Origin of the sequence: Aureimonas sp. AU12 (assembly GCF_001463705.1) — a bacterium.
Lineage (GTDB): Bacteria > Pseudomonadota > Alphaproteobacteria > Rhizobiales > Rhizobiaceae > Aureimonas.
In genome coordinates, this window is sequence record NZ_BBWH01000056.1 from 23,247 (window position 1) to 40,778 (window position 17,532).

The 17,532-nt window shown below is 61.5% G+C and carries 18 protein-coding genes; 10 read left to right on the forward strand and 8 right to left on the reverse strand.

The annotated features are described in order from the left end of the window. The first annotated feature begins 47 nt into the window (after positions 1 to 47). Genes AUL33_RS22415 through AUL33_RS21040 form a run of 10 tightly spaced genes read left to right on the forward strand, consistent with a single transcriptional unit; the run spans position 48 to position 10,746 of the window. Complete coding sequence (locus AUL33_RS22415) at positions 48 to 695, forward strand: hypothetical protein (protein WP_156419551.1); 648 nt, start codon at positions 48 to 50, stop codon at positions 693 to 695. Continuing rightward, positions 695 to 1,237 (forward strand): hypothetical protein, encoded by a 543-nt coding sequence (locus AUL33_RS21000; RefSeq protein WP_062213159.1) that lies wholly within the window; start codon positions 695 to 697, stop codon positions 1,235 to 1,237. Before AUL33_RS22415 ends, AUL33_RS21000 begins: the two co-directional genes overlap by 1 nt. Positions 1,238 to 1,244: 7 nt before the next feature. Continuing rightward, positions 1,245 to 1,628, forward strand: coding sequence for a hypothetical protein (locus tag AUL33_RS21005; protein ID WP_062213162.1), 384 nt, complete (start codon positions 1,245 to 1,247; stop codon positions 1,626 to 1,628). Positions 1,629 to 1,633: 5 nt separating this feature from the next. Continuing rightward, positions 1,634 to 4,654: a hypothetical protein gene (locus AUL33_RS21010; RefSeq protein ID WP_062213165.1), complete on the forward strand. Its 3,021-nt coding sequence runs from the start codon at positions 1,634 to 1,636 to the stop codon at positions 4,652 to 4,654. Next, positions 4,651 to 5,535 carry a hypothetical protein gene (locus tag AUL33_RS21015; protein WP_062213168.1) on the forward strand — a complete coding sequence of 295 codons (885 nt, stop codon included), beginning with the start codon at positions 4,651 to 4,653 and terminating at the stop codon, positions 5,533 to 5,535. The genes AUL33_RS21010 and AUL33_RS21015 overlap by 4 nt, the downstream gene beginning before the upstream one ends. Beyond that, a complete protein-coding gene (locus AUL33_RS21020) occupies positions 5,535 to 6,323 on the forward strand; it encodes a hypothetical protein (RefSeq protein ID WP_062213171.1) in 789 nt (262 codons plus the stop codon). The genes AUL33_RS21015 and AUL33_RS21020 overlap by 1 nt, the downstream gene beginning before the upstream one ends. Next, positions 6,320 to 6,892: a hypothetical protein gene (locus tag AUL33_RS21025; RefSeq protein WP_062213174.1), complete on the forward strand. Its 573-nt coding sequence runs from the start codon at positions 6,320 to 6,322 to the stop codon at positions 6,890 to 6,892. Before AUL33_RS21020 ends, AUL33_RS21025 begins: the two co-directional genes overlap by 4 nt. Beyond that, positions 6,889 to 8,010 (forward strand): hypothetical protein, encoded by a 1,122-nt coding sequence (locus AUL33_RS21030; protein ID WP_062213177.1) that lies wholly within the window; start codon positions 6,889 to 6,891, stop codon positions 8,008 to 8,010. The genes AUL33_RS21025 and AUL33_RS21030 overlap by 4 nt, the downstream gene beginning before the upstream one ends. A gap of 58 nt (positions 8,011 to 8,068) precedes the next feature. Continuing rightward, complete coding sequence (locus AUL33_RS21035; protein WP_062213180.1) at positions 8,069 to 8,506, forward strand: hypothetical protein; 438 nt, start codon at positions 8,069 to 8,071, stop codon at positions 8,504 to 8,506. Further along, positions 8,503 to 10,746 carry a DotA/TraY family protein gene (locus tag AUL33_RS21040; RefSeq protein WP_062213183.1) on the forward strand — a complete coding sequence of 748 codons (2,244 nt, stop codon included), beginning with the start codon at positions 8,503 to 8,505 and terminating at the stop codon, positions 10,744 to 10,746. Before AUL33_RS21035 ends, AUL33_RS21040 begins: the two co-directional genes overlap by 4 nt. A 46-nt stretch (positions 10,747 to 10,792) precedes the next feature. On the opposite strand, the gene AUL33_RS22420 is transcribed toward AUL33_RS21040, so the two are convergent. From AUL33_RS22420 to AUL33_RS21070, 8 genes are all read right to left on the reverse strand, one after another. After that, positions 10,793 to 11,116, reverse strand: a complete 324-nt coding sequence (locus tag AUL33_RS22420; protein WP_156419552.1) for a hypothetical protein — start codon at positions 11,114 to 11,116, stop codon at positions 10,793 to 10,795. A gap of 96 nt (positions 11,117 to 11,212) precedes the next feature. After that, complete coding sequence (locus AUL33_RS22425; RefSeq protein WP_156419553.1) at positions 11,213 to 12,091, reverse strand: hypothetical protein; 879 nt, start codon at positions 12,089 to 12,091, stop codon at positions 11,213 to 11,215. A 43-nt stretch (positions 12,092 to 12,134) separates the two neighbouring features. Continuing rightward, on the reverse strand, positions 12,135 to 12,428 hold the full coding sequence (locus AUL33_RS21045; protein ID WP_062213186.1) for a helix-turn-helix domain-containing protein: 294 nt from the start codon (positions 12,426 to 12,428) through the stop codon (positions 12,135 to 12,137). A gap of 44 nt (positions 12,429 to 12,472) precedes the next feature. After that, positions 12,473 to 13,711, reverse strand: coding sequence for a type IV pilus twitching motility protein PilT (locus AUL33_RS21050; protein WP_062213190.1), 1,239 nt, complete (start codon positions 13,709 to 13,711; stop codon positions 12,473 to 12,475). Further along, on the reverse strand, positions 13,708 to 14,634 hold the full coding sequence (locus tag AUL33_RS21055) for a type IV secretory system conjugative DNA transfer family protein (protein ID WP_062213194.1): 927 nt from the start codon (positions 14,632 to 14,634) through the stop codon (positions 13,708 to 13,710). The genes AUL33_RS21050 and AUL33_RS21055 overlap by 4 nt, the downstream gene beginning before the upstream one ends. Further along, positions 14,631 to 15,131, reverse strand: a complete 501-nt coding sequence (locus AUL33_RS21060; protein ID WP_062213197.1) for a DotD/TraH family lipoprotein — start codon at positions 15,129 to 15,131, stop codon at positions 14,631 to 14,633. Before AUL33_RS21060 ends, AUL33_RS21055 begins: the two co-directional genes overlap by 4 nt. 396 nt (positions 15,132 to 15,527) lie before the next feature. Then, positions 15,528 to 17,219 (reverse strand): Fic family protein, encoded by a 1,692-nt coding sequence (locus AUL33_RS21895; protein WP_082652809.1) that lies wholly within the window; start codon positions 17,217 to 17,219, stop codon positions 15,528 to 15,530. Position 17,220: 1 nt separating this feature from the next. Next, a complete protein-coding gene (locus tag AUL33_RS21070; RefSeq protein WP_062213200.1) occupies positions 17,221 to 17,436 on the reverse strand; it encodes an antitoxin VbhA family protein in 216 nt (71 codons plus the stop codon). Positions 17,437 to 17,532 lie beyond the last annotated feature (96 nt).

Below are 17,532 nucleotides of genomic sequence, written 5' to 3' on the forward strand. Positions count from 1 at the left end.
GCACGTGCATAACAGAGCAGCAGCATATCTAACACAAGATTGACGCAATGCAATCGGGGACCTTGGTGGATAAAATAAGCGTATCACGCTGGGATGCGACACCTATCAAGGCAAATCGAAAGCTTAAACGGAATCATTTTATTTTAATAAGCGCTGGCGCTTGCTTGCTGGTTGGGGTTTCGTATCTGACGTTCCAGACGAACAGCCATCATACGAGCGAAACTGTCAAAATTTCTGAGAAGCATGCTGACGAACTTCGTGCAGCGGCCTCGGACGTGGGATCGTCATCCGATGCCAAATTCGGCGAAATCGTGGCAGGTTTAACCATGCGCGTTAACGCCTTGGAGGCTGACAACAAGCGCCTCAGTGCCGAATTGACGCAGCTTTTGGATCAAGATGGCGTGATTGCCAAGTTGGTCACACATATCCGTGCCCTGCACGCCCAAAGCGAGGCCACTCGTCGTGACGTAGTTGACGCGATGACGGGAACAGTGCCGGAAAGCAACCCAACCTTCGACATGGGGGCTGGTGAGCCGGACAGTCCGCTTGAGACCGCTGAAACTCCCGTTCTGAGCAAGGCACGGCACACGATCGTCACGCCGGTTGCGGTTTCGGCCCCGGCCCACGTTGCGACGGCAGAGAAGCACAAGGCCAAGCCGGCTCCCGCCGAGCCTGACGAAGGCAACACCAACTAATGCAGGGGTTCGCCGCTTTCATTCAGCGAGTCAGCGATCTCGTCCCACCTTTCCAGGCGTTGGCGGTGGCGTTCTGTTTCATTGCCGGCACGGTCTTCCTCATCCGCGGCATCCTCGTCGCCGCGCAGCACGGCGACACGCCAAGCCGCTACACCTCCGGCGCTCACTCCAAGAACGCCGTGATCGCGCATCTCGTGATCGGCGCCTTCCTGCTGGCGCTTCCGTCGGTGGTGAGCGCTTCGCTGGAGACACTGTTCATGACCTCCACGGCCGCGCAGCCGACGGAGATCTTCGCCTACGCGCCCGAAGCCATGAAGACGATAACCGACCAGAACGCTCGGACCATCGTCATCGCGCTTCTGCGCATCGTTCAAATCATCGGCCTCATCGGACTGATCCGAGGCCTTTTTCTTCTTAACGCAGCACCGGTTCACCCAGGCTCCGGTCTCGTTGGTAAGGGCATCACGCATGTCATCGGCGGCACGCTCGCCATCAACATCGTGGTGTTCGTCGGAATGATCGAAAGCCTGGTCGTAGGGTAAGGGTCTCATGAAGAAGCTTCACGTTCTCGCCTCCAGCGTCGCCATGACGGCGTTCGCTGGCTCGGTTGGCGCCGCCAACGCTCAGACCGCCGGTTTCGGCCAGACCATGGAGACCGTTCGCACGGGCTTCCTCGGTCCGATGGGCGACTTCCTCCTGGCCGTCGCCTTCATCTGCGGCGTCGTCAGCGCGATCGTCTGCATCACCGTCCTGTGGAAGAACAGCCGCAACAACCACGATCCCAACGCCTCGCCGGTGGCGGCGTTCAAATGGGGCGCGGCGGCCGCGGCCCTTCTCGCCCTGCCGGTCTTCATGGGCCTGTCGGTCGACACGTTCTTCGGTGACGGCGGCACGCGCTCGTCCATCGCCGGTCAGCTCCGCGCAGTCGAGTAGTCTTCGTGTCGCTGCTCAATGGGTTCGCAGGCTTCCTGAGCCGTTCGGTCTTCCGCAAGTCGCTGGACGGCTATTGCCGCCTGGTGTCGACCGAGAACGATACGACCTTCGTTTCCGACGATGGAAGCCTTGCGAGCCTCTTCGAGCTCGACGGGTTCAGGTCTTTGCCTGGGCCGCTGGAGATTACGGAATCCGTCGAACGGCTCCGGGTCGCGCTGAGTGCCTATCTCGCGCGGCCCGGTCATTCGATCGAGTTCTTCTTCGCCCAATCGCCCGATCTCGGGCGTGAAGAGATCGCCCGGGCGATCCGCCAGACCCGGCGGAACGCGCAGGATACCGGCCTCGATCTCGAGGACATTCTGGAGGAGCGCCTGGCGCTGCTTCCGCTGCGGCTCTCCGGCGAGCGCTGCTATCTCACCCTCTGGTCGCGTCCTTCCCTGATGACGCGAACCGAAGGCAAGGAGGCCGGCGCTGCCGTCTCCAAACGCCTCCAGGGCTCGCCCTCGATGCGCGAAGGGCAGTTCCCGAGCCTCGCACTCGGCAGCCTTCTGACCCGCCACATGAGCGTCAGCGACGCACTGGTGCGGGAGTTCTCGACCCAGGGCATCGTGCTGGCGCCGATGACGACGCACGAGGCCCTGTCGGTCATGCGCGGGGTCCAGAACCCCGCCTTCCTGCCGAACGGCAAGACGTGGAAGGGAACGCTGCCCGGTGACTATGTTCGGGCGCGCCTTCCCTCCGACGAGCGCGAGCTGACCAAAGGCGACATCTCCAACATCGTCTGGCCGATCATCGCCCGGCAGGTGATGACCGAGCATGGCGAGGTGCTCGACCAATCCACGGTGCGCCTTGGTGACTACGTGTTCTCAGGCTTCGACATCGTGGTTGGCCCTGAGGTCGTGGTCGAGTTCAACCAGCTCATTCGCTCCGTGCTGGAAGGCGAGGAGCGCATGTCGTGGCGCTGCTCGATCATGGTCGATTCCGGCGGCTTCCAGGGCCAGGTGTTCAAGCAGCAGTATGTCGGGCTCTTCGCCTGGACCGCGCCGATCTCGAACATGCGGATCAAGAACGCCTTCGAGCGGCTGCGCAAGGTCGATGGTGCCGGCGATACGGTGGTGCGCTGGCGCGTTTCCTTCGCGGTCTGGTGCGACAAGAGCGACGAGGTGAAGCTTCGCCGCCATGTGGCGCAGCTCCGGCGCACGGTGGAGCGCTGGGGCAACTGCCAGACCGACGCGCTGACCGGCGACCCTATGGAATGCGTCATGTCCTCGGCCGTGGGCATCTCGGCCGCATCCACCGCGCCGGCAGCCTCGGCCTCGTTCGCCGAAGCGCTCGCCATGGCGCCGATCGCGCGGCCCGCGAGCCCCTGGTCGCGCGGAGCGGTGCTGCTGCGAACCAAGGACGGCAAGCTCTGGCCCTACCAGCCGGGCTCGGCGCAACAGCTCTCCTGGGTCGACGTCATCGTCGGCACCCCGGGATCGGGCAAGTCGGTTCTCCTGAACACGATCAATCTCGCCGTGGCGCTGAGCCGCCAGTCCGGGCGAACCGAAGAGAACAACGGCCTTCTCCCACGCATCTCGATCATCGACATCGGCCCGTCGAGCTCGGGCCTGATCCTGATGATCCGCGATGCCCTGCCGGTGGAGCGGCGCCACGAGGCGGTGTACCATCGCCTGAAGATGGACGGGTCGAACGCGATGAACCCGTTCGACACGCAGCTCTGCCTGCGCTTCCCGCTCGCCCACGAGCGGGCCTTCCTCGTCAACCTCATCACCCTGATCTGCACGCCCGACGGCGAGGAGAAGGCCTATGATGGCATTGCGCAGGTCGCGGCCGCTACGATCGACGCGGCCTATCTCCACTTCTGCGACGAGGGCGCCAAGAAGTTCGGCTGGACGGAGAGCCACGAGGTCGACGCCACGCTGAAGGCGCTCGGCTTCGAGGACGACAAGCAGACGACATGGTGGGAAGTCTGCGACTTCCTGGCCGAGAAGGGAAAGCTGCACGAGGCCGCGCTGGCGCAGCGCCTTGCGGTGCCGACGCTTTCCGATCTCGTTCTCATGGCCAACGAGGAGACCGTCACCGAGCAGTTCCGCGACATGCGGACCCCGACCGGCGAGACAGTGATGCGCACCTTCCAGCGTATGGTGACGTCGGCCGCTCGCGATTACCCGATCCTGGCACAGCCGACGCGCTTCGATCTGTCGAACGCACGCATCATCTCGCTGGATCTGGCCGACGTCGTGACGACTTCGGGTCCGCAGGCCAAGCGCCAGTCCGCCATCATGTACATGGTCGCGCGCCAGGCCACGACCGCCGACTTCTGGCTCGATGCCGACGAGATCCGCGGCAAGAAGCTGGTGGGCTCGTTCGCCGAAGGCGCCCGCGCGCTGCATCTGCGCCGGGTCGACAACAATCGCCAGATGGCCAAGCTCTTCAGCATGGACGAGTACCACCTGACCGGCGGGCTCGGCATTCGCGACCAGCTCGTTCAGGACGTGCGCGTCGGCCGCAAAGCCGGCGTCCAGATCATCCTCGCCTCGCAGCTCCTCGAGGACTTCGACCAGGCCATTCAGGAACTGGCCTCGACCTTCTGGTTCTGCAACGTCCCGACCGAGAAGAGCCGCGACCGGATCTGCCGCGACTACAATCTCGGCCCCTCGATCAAGGAGGTCATGCGCTGCCTGACCGGACCCAAGGGCGACGGCGCCCCGGTTCTGGCGATGATGAAGCTGCGCAGCGGCACCTACGTTCAGGAGCTGGTGAACCAGCCCGGGCCGAACGAGCTTTGGGCGCTGTCCACCACGGCCGAGGACGCGGCGCTCCGCCGGATGCTCTACGAGCGCCTCGGCTCAAAGCCGGCGCGCGCGATCCTCGCCAAGCGGTTCCCGAGCGGGTCCGCGCGCGGGACGCTGGAGCGTCGCCTATCCGATTTGGAAGACAAGGGCACCGCGATCGACGATCGCGCGCGCCAGAACGTCGTCCAGCAGCTTGCAGATGATTTGGTGCGTGAGGTGTCGCGATGAAGGTTTGGGAGATCGCTGGGGCGATCGTGGCGTCGCTGGCGTTGTCGTCGGCGGCTTGGGCGCAGGCGGGCGTGCCTTTGGAGAAGGTGACGTTCGACAAGGAGAACCAGGAGGCCAGCAACATTGCGCGCAAGATGTACCAGCCGGAGTTCGGTTACGTCTCGGCGCAGCGCATCTGGTTGCGCGATCCGGCCCCGAACGCGATCGACCAGATCGCCGTGAAGATCGGGCAGGGCGTCTCGTGCAAGGACGACTGCCACGTTGCGGTCCTCTACCACACGAACGGCGAATGGGCCGAGGTATGGCGCGGAGCCGGTAAGACGATCGAACTCGGCCAGGTTCACGAGATCACCGGCCTGAAGTCGATCTTCTCCGACAACCGCGAATGGACCTGGGGCGGCGCCAAATACGAGCCCAACATTTATGGTGTGAACCGTCCGGATCGGCGCCCCGCCAACGAGGCCGAAATGCGATTGGCAACCGACTGGATCAAGGAAACCTATCCCGACGACCTGCACAACATCGACGCCCCGGACATTACAGCGCTCGATGTGAACCTGATGAACGGCGACGAGAAGTTCGTTTACATCAACGATCTCTACATCTGCGGCAACGATGTCTGCCCGATCCTCGTGGTCGATAACGGCACGGTGCTGCGGCAACTTTGGTCGATCGGACCTGATGCCGGCGTCGCAGACGGTCGCACCGACCAGAACGGCTACCGGCTCATCGAAATTCAGACGGCTCAGGACGTCTCTGTGGTGAGCCCGTCCACCGGCGAGGTGGTCGAGCACATCCTGGCGCAGGACGTCATCCCGGCAGGATCGAAGCGCGTGATCGCGAAAGAGCCGCCGTCGACAAAGCTACCGGAGCTGCCGTGATGAGGATCCTTCACACGGCGCTGATCGTCGCCACGCTACTCGCCACGACCGTCGCCGGCTTGGCCGGTAACGAAATCCTTACCAACCACATCACCGGCGCGGAGTCGGGCGGCAACTACGCCATTTTTAACACCTCCGGCACGACGCGAGCGATGGGGCGCTATCAGTTCCTTCCCAGCACGTTCGCCGGCTTGGGCTACATGAAGTACACGGGCGGAAAGGTGCGGGAGTGGTCCAGCTACACCTTCACGGATGAAGCTCGCGCTGCTGGCGTAAACAGCCTTAATGACCTTCGCTACAGCGAGGCGGGCCACCGCCTACAGGATGCAGGCTTCGTTCGCTTCACCAACCGGAACCTGAACAGCTTCAGCGCCACGACGCGCAACGCGATCGGTTCTACCGTTGTCGGGCGACCGGTCACGACGGACGGGCTTCTCTCGACTGCCCACTTTCTGGGATCTGGCGGTTTGAACAGGTGGGCCGCATCCGGCTTCACCGCTGCCGGCCTTCCGCCAGGAGTCGTTGCTGCCAACGGCGGCAGCGCGGCCAAACTCAATCAGTACCTGCTGAACCGCATGGGCAATCATGCAGGCGAAACCTGGGTAGGGGGTGAGGAAGTCGATTGGGCCGGGGGAGAAGGGGATTCCGGCAGAACGACGAACTACGCGCAAGACGGCATGTACGACGAGACGGAAGGGTTTCCGGGCTTCGGGTCCAAGCGCCAGGTCGTGATCCAAGAAACCTTGCCTTTTCAGGGCGACCGCAAATCGCTGGGAGGCGGCGCATGATGCTCCTTCGGACACTGACCGTTGCCGCGATCGTCGCCATGCCCATGGCGCCGGCGCATTCGGCCGACTTCGTTTCTCAGCTCTTCCAAAGCGGGCAGGGCGGCTGCGACAGCGGCGTCGCCTCCAAGCTGACGGAAGCGATCCGCGGGGCCATCGACTCCGAGGTGAAGCGTGCTGAAGCCGTGCTCAAGATGCCCGCAGGCATCTCGGGTCTTGGCTGCCTCGACGACCTCTTCTCGATCAACCTCGACACCATGATCTCGCTTCCGAACCTTCAGGGCCTCTTGAAGAACGCGATCTCCAACGCCGAGAGCCAGATTTGCTCGATGGCGCAGGAGCAGTGGGCGAAGGTCACGGAGCCGCTGACGGCTGCGTTGCAGATCCCGAGTTTCGACAAGCTGGGCATCCCGGGTTTCAACGGCTCGTCCACGCAGATCCAGTTCACGACACCGACGATCGGCTTCGGGTCACAGGGCGGAAGCCCGAGCTTCTACGAACGAGAGGATCTCGGCGCGGGGACCACCCTTCGGGAGAACTATGAGCGGATCTACGGAGGAAATGGGCAATGAAGCGTCTCGTCATTCTTGCGGCTTTGGCCGCATCGTCGTCGGGTTTGTTCGCTTCAGTCCAGTCGGCCTACGCGGTTTGTGACGGCTGCGTGGTCGGCGCGGTGAACAACATGAACGCCAACGTCACTGCCCAAATCCAGACCTCGACGGCCGCGATCATCACAGCGCTAGGACAAAGCACGGCACAGCTCTCCGGTTATGAGACGCGCACGGCTCGATCACAGCAGCGCGTCGAAGACGCCGCGCAACAGATCGAGACGATGCGCCAGCGCGACCTTGCGCGCGCCAAAGCCGAAGGCGGTCGATACGATCCGGCTCCGTCGGCCTGTCGGGACCTGTCGGGGGTCCTCCAGTTCGGCGGTGGAACGTCCTCTCAAGGCGTTGGCGGAAACGATCTCGTCAACGCCGCCCGCAATCGAGGGCGGGGCAACGAGAAGGAAGGTGATGAGGTCAACAGAGGCGGTCTTGCGATCGCTCAAGGCATCGTCAACGATCGAGAAGAGCTAAAAGGGCTCGGCGGTTATCTCGATCCCACGACGGATCTGCGGCTCATGCTCGAGCCTCAAACGCTCGACACGAGCGAAGGGGAGGTTGCGAAAGCGGCGGCTCGTCTCGTGAACAACATCGTTGATCCGACTCCGGCACGGCCGTTGACCGACGGCGAGAAAAAGACGCCACAAGGCAAGGCGCAGCTCGCCGCGCGTCAGATCGATGAAGCCCGGCGTTCGGCCGCTCATTCGATCTTTGCCTACCTTGGCGATCTCGCCGCTCCAACGGGCGGCAGTGGTCTCGTTGATTGGGCCAAGAAGGCGGCCCCGGCGTCCTATTCGAACACGATCGGCGATAAGGTGTCGACGCAGCAGGTCATCGATATCTTCGTCCAATCGCGGTTCTCGAACCCAGACTGGCATCAGGAACTGGCGAAGATGGCGCCGGAAGCGGTGAACCGCGAGATCGCCCTTACCAATGCCCTCAACCTTCATGTGAACTGGATGATGTTCCAGCTCATGAAACGCGAGGCGGCCGTCAGCGCGACACAGCTCGCCACCGAGCTCGACAACCGCGACACGACCGGCACCGCCATCACGACCCGCTTTCAGACGGCGGCGGCACAGTAGCATGACCCAGCCTCGTCGAATGCCTCGATGGCGTCTCTTCAGGGCGCCTGGTGTGGACATGGCCTCGCAGGTAGCGCGAGAGGGGTTCGAGGGGGCGGCAGTTGGGGTCGCTTCGCTCCGTCCAAAGCGTTTCGATCGGCAAGGCTTCTTTGGTCGTGATGCCGATGGCGGAATCGAGCGTTACCGCGATTATTCGGACTATCTGAGTTCGGATCAGATTTTGGCGGCTCTCTACGCCTGGGAGCGCGATCGCGGGGTCTTCCTTGTCGTTTGCGTCGGATTGCTCTCCGGCGTGCCATTGAGCGCGCTCTACGGCGTTCTAACAATCCCCTTTGCCCTCGGGCTTATAACCGGAGCGCTGTTCATGGCAGTGAAAGCGGCCGTCGCAGACTTTCGTGCCTGGCAGATCCAACAGGGTCGCTTTGGGGCGCCCGTCGAATATCTGAACCACCGTCTCCCTCGGAATATGCAGATCATGGAGAAGGACCATCCATGAAGCGGCTTTCGATAGCTCTTGGCTTGTTTCTTGTGTCGGTCAGCGCTGCGGCAGCGCAGTCCGGTGCAGAGATCAGCCTCGTCGACATCTTCAAGGGAGAGGGCGATCCCCAAACCAATGAATACCTCAACATGGTGTTCGGGTCGCTGTTTCCCGTGGTCGGGGGGACAGGAGCCCAAACCGAAACGCTCGTCTCCCGGCTGATCGCGAACTTCAACGTCATTTTCTTCGCGATCGGTCTCCTCCTCCTGGTCTACAACATCATCGTCGGGATTACCGAAACCGCTCATGATGGTTCGGTGCTCGGCCAGCGGCATTCCTCGCTGTGGTCTCCGATCCGCATGATCGTCGCAGCTGCCAGTCTTATCACTCTTCCGACCGGCTACAACGCTGCGCAGCACGCCATCGCCTATGTCGTGAACGCTGGAACGGCGACGGGATCGTTCTTTTGGGACCAGACGGTCGACGCCATCGTTCAGGACAAGCTGCCCGTTGCTGCCCCAGATTACGCATCCCTGGATGTGCAGTTTCTGCAAGCCGCATGGCGCATGGAACTCTGCATGGCGGCCTACAACATCGAGGTCGCCAAAGGTGGCGACCTCGCGGAAATGAAGCCGCAATGGTCCGGAACGACGCCCGACACCTATCACTACTCCATTCCCGACCGGATCGGCGCCTGCGGAAAGATTTCACTTCCGGAAGAACCTGCGGGCTTTAAGCGTGTCGCAACGGCTTCGGGGGTGACCTACGAGTCGTGGCATTCGGGGATGAAAAAGGCCGTTGAGGATACGGTGAAAGGTTTCCGAGAAACTGCAGCGCTTGTTGCGCAAGCTGCCTCAGAGAGAAACCCGCTGCCAGCGCCTCGAGCACTTGGACCGGATCTACTGGCTTGGCGAGCCAAGCATAAAGCCGAAACGGACAAGCTCGTTCAAACCTTGGATGAACAGGCGAGGGCTGCTGCCGACAAAGAGTTGGTACAAACGGGGACACAAGTCTCGGATACCAGGCTAGCTGCCAATATGAAGGCCGGCGGTTGGACCCAAGCTGGCTTCTACTACCAGATCGTGTCTCGCTTCTCAGCGGACGCCTCGGCCGTCCAGCAGATGATGCCGATCGCTTCACCTGGAGACGCGATCGGCGCAACGAGCAATCCGAATGGCGACACCTTCACAGCGGTTCGCTCGCAAATGGCTTCATGGTGGCCTTTTGGAGATCAGGATGGAGATGCCAAACAGTTCCTTGGCGAGGTGCTGAACACATACAACGTCTCGGTCAACTGGTGGAACGAATCCGTTTCGCGCTCTAACATCCGCGCCTTCACGAACGAGCGCCAGGAGTTTGCTGATACGGCTGGTGAGCTTGCTGCTTGGATTCCGTCGCCGGGGGGGATGATGGACGCATTCAAGTATCTCGACCCGGCAAGAGGTTATAATCAGGATCCACTCATCGCTTTGATGACCGTAGGCCAAGCTCTATCGGTCGCAGCGGGCGTCACGATTATCGCGCTTGCGGCACTGGCTATGGGGCCGTTCGTCGGCAACGCGGCCGTGTTCGTTGGAACGACGTTGGGTTGGGTCCTTAGCGGGACTGCCTTCATCGGCATGTTCATATCGTTCGTCCTGCCTCTGATGCCAACGCTAATATGGGTCATCTCAATCGGCGCATTTCTGCTTCTCGTCGTGGAAGCAATCTTTGCGGGCCCACTGTGGGCTATCGCGCATCTCTCAATGGATCGCCAAGGTGGTCTGGCAGGGCCAAACGGAAGGCGCGGCTACGTCATGTTGCTGGCGTTGTTCCTCACCCCAGTCTTGATGCTGTTTGGCTTTCTCGCCGGGATGGCAATCTTCCACGTTCTTGGAACGCTCATCAACGGTGGCTTCTATTACGCCATGACTGCGGCCGCGACGCTCTCAGCCGATAGCAGTTTCAGGATCATGTCGGTGTTCGGAATTCTCGCGGCGCTGGTTATGATGGTGTTTCTCTACATCATCATCATCGAGCGATCTTTCAGCCTTGGTGCGGAGCTGCCGGGACGCGTCCTGCGATGGTTCGATAACGTCGCGGTGGATCTTGACGACAACAGTGCGGCCCGGGCGCGTATCGGTGCAGGGGCAGGCGCCGGTGCTGCTGGGGGGACCCTGAAGTCGCTAGGCGGACAAGCTCAGGGACGCATTGAACGTCGGCGCGAATTATTGAAGCCGCCGGAAGAGAACGATGAGAATAAGGATGAAAATAAGTAAAAAGAAAGGGGACTGAAAGCCCCCTTTCTTCTAGGTATTTATACAGTTAGCGTCGTGTTAGAAATCGAATTTGAATAATGCGATTGAGTGCGAAGGAGGTCGCCAGTACAACGCCGATAAGAATCAATGCAGCTTTGTCATCATTGGTAAAACCGATGAATGCGCTTGTTCCCATGCCAGTCAATCCGATGAATGCGGCAAAGCCCAAAGGCCCGATGAAAGCGACACACAAGATCGCGATCGCCATTGGGGCGAATGTGATCAACCAAAGAGGGAGGAAGACCAACCAGCGAAGATAGTATTCCAATGAAGGGAGATGTTTGGGCCTTCCTTTATGGGGGAGAGCCCAACGGATCAGATCATACGCCATGTTTGACCCTCCATTTGGGGGATGTGACGAAAACCAGAACCGTCAATAATAAGTCATCAATCGCACTAGAGATTGCGTCTGTCAATCAGCACCAATTCAAAGCTTGGGCTCGATGAGGTTTGATGGAGGTCTTAAAAGTGCATTCTTGATAGCATCATCCAAGGCTCTGGTGTCGAGATCAATGCGGCGCTGATCGAATGCAACGATATCTTCCCCATAGTATCGGTCGCTTTCAGGCTGATTTAACAAAAGACCGCCTATACAGCCGTCTTGGGGGATATAACGGTTAGAAACGAACTTGTAAGGTATAGCACGCTTCCCAAATGTGCCGAAGTCTGACGATTGCCAACACATTGGCATTGGACCATCAACGTAGGTCGATGACCCAGGGATCTTATACCCTGCTAGGTTGGTGTCGAGGTGATAATCTTCCGGAACGCGATCGATCTTAACCTGACCATTTGGGCCATAAACCCATATGAGTTCGTCAGTCCCGTAAACGACAGCCGAGGACGGGCCATACTTCTTCGCTACCGACTGCGTGAACGCTTTAGTAGACATTGGGGTATCGTATGGCGGTTGATACCTGTTCCTTATCCGCACGACACGATTACCGACAAAGGGGGAACCAAACGTCACCTCGACCCGGTTCGGTACGTACTCTTCTTCGACGGCTCGCTCATTCCCGCGCGGTGTATGAAGCATGTAAAGGTACTCGACGTCGAAGCTGGCGCCGGTATCAGGGTTCACCTCGCGAATACGCCGCTTTCGCTCCTCCATTGGTTTACCGTAGGCTGTACGCACCTCGTCCGGCGTCATGCCGAGCTTGATACCAAGGACGTCCAACACAGCCCCCTCAGGGAAGCCCGCCATGGGCGGATCGTCGTTGACCGGCACGATCGGATCTGCCGAGGCCGTAGCGACCATTGCAAGGAGGGAGAAGCCGCAAAGGGTCAGGCGACGGAGACGGTGCATGTTCGGTCCTCTCAAGCGTTGTGACGACGGACGCGCGACGAGTTCATCGGCCTGCCTCCCTGGAAGGATCGGAGAGGCCATTCTTGCGCTGGTCGTAGACGTGCAGCTCGTTTTCGACGTCCGTAACGAGCTCGGAGGCCGAGCAGTTCAGCGCGGCCGCGAGCGGCAGAAGCCGCGAGAATGCGACCCGGTTCGTCCCGGTCTCGTATTTCTGCACCTGCTGATAGGAGACGCCCATCGTTTCGCCGAGGGCTTCCATGCTGATACCCGCTGCCAAGCGCCGACGGCGGATGACCATGCCGAGGCAGACGTCCGCCAGCTCCGCGCTGCCGAGCATCCTTGCCTTCCCGAGCAGATCGGACGCGCTCTCCCGGCTCTTCCTCATGCCTTCGTTACCCCCTCAAGCGCGGTCTCACGCCGGTTGCGCGGCGCGAAGCGGCGAGCTTCGCGATCGGTAATCCGTCCCTCTCTGACGAGATCCTGCGCCGATCGCCAAAGCGGTTTGGCGAGGACGCCATCGGGCGTTCGCTCCATCAGGTCCGAGACGATCCCGGTCCAGGCCGTGACCGGAGACGAGGTGAAGCGGTCGCGCACGTCGTCATCGAAGCGAAGGTATTCGCGCACGGCCACGCGGTCCTTGTTATTGCCTGTGCGCACAAGGTGCTGCACGACGACGAGCTGGAGCGATGTGATGAGGTCGAAGGCGCGGCCCTCCCGCTCCTCGGGCGGGAACACGGAGGCCATGCGTCGAAGCGCTTCGGCCACGCTGCCGGCATGGGTCGTGGTGTTGACGAGGTGGCCGGTCAGGCACGCCTCGATCGCGGCCGCCATGGTTTCGCGGTCGCGGGCCTCGCCGACGTTGATGATCTGCGGCGCGCGGCGCATGGCCGAGCGGATGCCATCGGCAAAGGTCGGCAGGTTGCGGCCCTCGCCGATCTCGCTCTGACCGATCATTGAGGCCATCTCGTCGTTCTCATCGAGGAGATCGGCATAGGTGAACTCGATCGGGGCCTGGAAGTCGGCGATCTTGATCCCGCGCTTGTTCTCCAGGTGCATCCGGGTGATCGCGGCCATGGTCGTGGACTTGCCCTGGCCGGTGGCGCCGGCGATGACGACGATGCCCGATCGATGGTCGAGGTGATCGCGAAGCTCCGGCTCGAGGCGAACGGTGTCGAGCGTCGGGGTCTTGTTGGGAAGGCCGCGAAGCGTGATCTCGATCGCGTTCGTGCCGTCACGCATGATGGGCGTGGCGTTGACCCGGTATCCCTGCCGCGTGCGGCGGTCCACACGGACCTCGAAGCGGAAATCCAGCGCTCGGCCCTGTCGCAGGATGGAAGCCGCGTCCGTTCCTTTCCAGAGCCGCGAGAGGATGGCCACGATCTCGGCCGACGAAACGTGCTTCTTCGTTCCGCAGTACCAGCCGCCATTGATCTGGATGCGGGGTATGGCATCGCTCTGCAGGGTGATGTCGGACGCGCCGCGCATGACGGCGCCAACCGCGAAGGTGTCGAACACGGCTTCACCGCCGGCGTCGTAGCGTCCTGGCTCCAGCTTGAGGACCGGAACATAGGTGGCGCCTGGATCGAACGGGGAGGTATCGAATAGCCGCGTGTCGATCATTTCCCGTCGAACTTCCGCGTGACGGGCTTCCACTGCTTGGGATCGCGCACGAAGGTCGCGGCGTCCACGATGCGAACCGTGCGCTCGCCGATGAACAGCTCGTTCGGCGCCGTGGAGGCGCGGCGCTCGTCCCAGCGCACGGCCAGCTCCTTGATAAGCCCGGCGTCGACCAGGCGGCGGTACTCAACCATGCCGAGATAGTCGCGGCGCAGGTCGTTCATGGCGGCCTTTAAGGCGTCGTCGGCCATGCCCTCGCCGACCTTCCACCCTTCCGCGAGATACGCGTCGAAGATTTTGCGCTCGTCGTTGTCCTGGGGCAGGAACTCGATGTCGGGCTCATTGGGCTGCTCCAGCGCCAGGACGAGATAGTCGCGCCAGGTGGGCACGACGCCGACCAGGCGCCCGGGCTGCTCGATCCGGTAATACTCGTCGGCCGCGACGCTCTTGGTGCCGGTGTCGTTGATCTGCAGCGCGGCCGTGCCGCGCGTCACGATCGGGGGGACGACAAATCCGGCCTCTTTCGGCGTGACGTAAACCACGTGGTTAAAGTTGAAGGCTTCCGAGAGGCGGCCGCTCTCCACCTCGAGCTGGCGCATGATGTCGTAGGCGCGGCGATAGTAGCCCGCCTGCGAAGCGTAGGCGGTCGCGGCGTCGCGCAGAACCTCGTGGCGGATCTTCTCGACCTCGGTCGTGGCGTATTTGCCGGAGCGGGCGCGCTTGGAGAAGGAGGCGAAGTCGAGAGGGGCAGGCCCCTTGGCCAGGAGATCGTTGTTGCCGACGATCGGCGGGGCGCCGGTGTGCGCCGGCACATGGATCTCGATGTCGTCGGCCGACGTCTTCTGGCTTCCGCCGACCTTGGTGGTCTGGCAGCCGGCGAGCATAGTGGAGGCGGCGAGGACCGCGTGGAGGATGGGCGATCTCATAGAGTCGTGTCATCCTGATGCGGGACAGGGCTCGCCTCGGGCCGTTTGTAACGGATGGTCATAACCCGGGTGTTCTGGTCGATCGTCAGCGTGGCGCGGGTGCGCGCCTGGGCAAAGCCCTCGCGCAGCAAGCCGATGGCGGTGAGGTCCGCCTGATTGACCGCGACGGCGATCGGAGCGCCCGGCTTCTCGCCGGAGGCTGCAACGCGATAGCCGGTCAGCTTGGCGATGCGTTGGGTGAGGTCCTCGACGGTCCCGTTCCAGCGGCTATCGACGAGGCGAAAGAGTTCGTCGCTGGGGTAGTTCGGGACGAGTTGGACGGCTTCGGCGTTGTAGCCGGCGAGGGCGCCGCGGCGGGCGGCATACGCCTTCTGGTCCTCGGTGAAGGCAGTCTGGTGGGCGATATAGCCCGAAATGCCCGTTAGATCGGGTGGGGGGGCCTTGGCACATCCCGCGAACGGGAGAAAGAGGGCAACGATGATGGCGATCTCCCGCACGATCGGGCTCCCCCTGAATTAACCACGTTGATTCTTACTACTATACCGAGTTTGAACCTCAATTAGCTTTGGAACATCGCCTGTGGCTGTTGCTCTCAGGGCACACGAAAAAAGCTCGTAAAATAGGACTTTAGGAGTGCTGCGCACCTGAAGGCCTGCTTTGCAAAAGATCAGAGAAGGCCAGGCCATGAACTCGTTTAACGATCCTACCAGCTTTCGGACCGGCGGGTCGGGTTTCTCGGTCCGGCTACACGCTGGGGCCGATATCGATCGATTTGGATGTGCTGGTTTAGGTGGTCGCCTTGCGAACGGCTGAACGATGAGAGGTCAACGAGGCCTCGCGGACGGCACTATCCATTGTCGCCACGACCGTAACGATAGTGGCTCGATAACCACTTAGTAGCCGTAGCCTGTATCCCGGCTTCGGTTCTGGCTGATGTCCTGGCTCCGTTCCCTACTGCTTTCACGAGACACAGCCCTTGCGCCTTCACGGACGGCGCTGTCCACGACAGAGACTGTGGTCTTGATGTCGTGACGCCGGTCCTCCGAAAGACCGGGGATGCGCTCGATCGCATCGGGCACTGCCAGACGTTTTTCGACGGACTGACGCCAAGTCTGCACTTCGCTCCATGCCTGCGTGCGGCCAACGGCCTGGAGAGCTGTTTGGTGAGCCGGCTCGCGATCCTTGCCAGTCATCTCATGCGCGCGCACAAGCTCCCGAACGACATTGGAGGCTTCGGTCGACAGGGCTGGCAAAGGGGTCGCCATTTCCTTTCGCCATGCGACTTCGGCTTGGCGAAGGGTCGGCTCGAGGATCTTCCCCGTCTCGTAGACCTGAATCAGTGAGCTGCCGAAGTGAGGAGCCTGTTCGATAGCCGTTTGCCGTTCGGCGTCTGGCTGGAGGAGCATGGTGCGACCACCAAGGAGTTCGCCATAGGCTTGAGGATCAGTGCCGGCAGCACGGATGATGGGGAAAGTCCGGTCAGGATCGCGAGCAATTTCCTCGCGAATCTTTTGAATCGCGGCTTCGGGGTGCTTCCAGACGTGGCCGGCATGGAGTTCAGCGTCCTGCAGGAAGGCTCGAACGGTCGGATGCGCCTCAACAGTGCGAGCGACGGTATGCTCGACGCTATAGGTCCATTGGGTCACGGCCGGGATGAACGGCATTCCCGTGTCCAATGCGGTCATGCGGCTGGGTGGTTCGATCTCGAACGGTGTCCTCACTGATATCGTGACAACGCGATCCTGGGCAGAGATAACGGTGGGAAGGTCCTGGGGCCGAACGGCTACGATGTCGACGCCCGTGACTAGCGCCGGAATTCGGCTTTCCGCTCCCATAAGGTGCCCTGTGATCTCTTCGCCGAGGCGAGCGGTCCGAATGCTGTATTCTTGGGAGTCTACACCCGCTCGCTGGAGGCTTTGCAACATCGATCGAAGCGTTTCGCGGCGACCGGGATCGACCGCATCTTCGACAAGATGGCGCATGGCATATGAGTTTGGATTGTGATGGACTTGGATCGACGCCTCGATCATTCGCGCTCTGGTGATAACGGTGAAGTCGACCTCGTGGCCGACATGAGCACCGAGCTGGTGGATAAAAGCTTCTTGGGTCCGCCCGTTTCCTTCCCGGAAAGGGTGGACGTAGTTGAGTTCGCCCAAAACCTCGCCCGCCCTCGCGGAGAAGGTCTCGACCGTCGAACCTCGAAGGTCGCTCAGATCGCTTAAGGGACCGAGCGCAGCCGATAGGCCCATCTCAATCCGTGAACCGTGGAGGAAGGCGCTGCTTTCCTTTCCGAAGACGCCGATCGGCTCGACCCGCTCACCATCGACGAACGGTCGTTCGTTGCGGGTATGGCCTGCCCACTCGTAGACATCCTGAAAAATGTGGTGGTGGATCGCCTTCAGGTGGTTGGCGTCAAATGATCCGGAGGGACCGAGGCCGAGGAACAGTTCCGCCTGACGCTGCCGCGTCAACGTGTATTCGACCTCATGCAGGGCCGAGGCTGAACGGATGCCGAACGTATTGCGCAGGACGTTCAGTGCGTCGGGATCATCGCTCTGATTGGGATAGGTGTAGGACCTGGCCATGTTAGATCCGCTTGTAGCGAGCGATCGTCTCCTGACGCAGTTCCTCCATAGTGATCTCACCGGCGGCCCACCGCGCCATACCTTCTTCTTGTTTGGGATCGTGGACGTAGCCCTGACGGACATTGGCGGCACGGGCCAGGTCGGACGCTTTCTGACGCCTGGCTCGCTCGGCGCGCTCGGCCTCGGAAACCTCAGTTGTCTTATCGTTCAGACTCATTGCGGTGGTCCTTAAATTGCATTCTATCGGTGGGTGCCGACCGAAGTCGCTTATCGAGCTTCACCCTCTCTCTTGTTCGACGAGAGCTCGAAACCC

Coding starts and splice junctions, on each gene's coding strand:
- AUL33_RS22415 (WP_156419551.1), top strand. CDS start 48: ATGCAATCGGGGACCTTGGTGGATAAAATAAGCGTATCACGCTGGGAT.
- AUL33_RS21000 (WP_062213159.1), top strand. CDS start 695: ATGCAGGGGTTCGCCGCTTTCATTCAGCGAGTCAGCGATCTCGTCCCA.
- AUL33_RS21005 (WP_062213162.1), top strand. CDS start 1,245: ATGAAGAAGCTTCACGTTCTCGCCTCCAGCGTCGCCATGACGGCGTTC.
- AUL33_RS21015 (WP_062213168.1), top strand. CDS start 4,651: ATGAAGGTTTGGGAGATCGCTGGGGCGATCGTGGCGTCGCTGGCGTTG.
- AUL33_RS21020 (WP_062213171.1), top strand. CDS start 5,535: ATGAGGATCCTTCACACGGCGCTGATCGTCGCCACGCTACTCGCCACG.
- AUL33_RS21025 (WP_062213174.1), top strand. CDS start 6,320: ATGATGCTCCTTCGGACACTGACCGTTGCCGCGATCGTCGCCATGCCC.
- AUL33_RS21030 (WP_062213177.1), top strand. CDS start 6,889: ATGAAGCGTCTCGTCATTCTTGCGGCTTTGGCCGCATCGTCGTCGGGT.
- AUL33_RS21035 (WP_062213180.1), top strand. CDS start 8,069: ATGGCCTCGCAGGTAGCGCGAGAGGGGTTCGAGGGGGCGGCAGTTGGG.
- AUL33_RS21040 (WP_062213183.1), top strand. CDS start 8,503: ATGAAGCGGCTTTCGATAGCTCTTGGCTTGTTTCTTGTGTCGGTCAGC.
- AUL33_RS22420 (WP_156419552.1), bottom strand. CDS start 11,116: ATGGCGTATGATCTGATCCGTTGGGCTCTCCCCCATAAAGGAAGGCCC.
- AUL33_RS22425 (WP_156419553.1), bottom strand. CDS start 12,091: ATGCACCGTCTCCGTCGCCTGACCCTTTGCGGCTTCTCCCTCCTTGCA.
- AUL33_RS21045 (WP_062213186.1), bottom strand. CDS start 12,428: ATGCTCGGCAGCGCGGAGCTGGCGGACGTCTGCCTCGGCATGGTCATC.
- AUL33_RS21050 (WP_062213190.1), bottom strand. CDS start 13,711: ATGATCGACACGCGGCTATTCGATACCTCCCCGTTCGATCCAGGCGCC.
- AUL33_RS21055 (WP_062213194.1), bottom strand. CDS start 14,634: ATGAGATCGCCCATCCTCCACGCGGTCCTCGCCGCCTCCACTATGCTC.
- AUL33_RS21895 (WP_082652809.1), bottom strand. CDS start 17,219: ATGGCCAGGTCCTACACCTATCCCAATCAGAGCGATGATCCCGACGCA.
- AUL33_RS21070 (WP_062213200.1), bottom strand. CDS start 17,436: ATGAGTCTGAACGATAAGACAACTGAGGTTTCCGAGGCCGAGCGCGCC.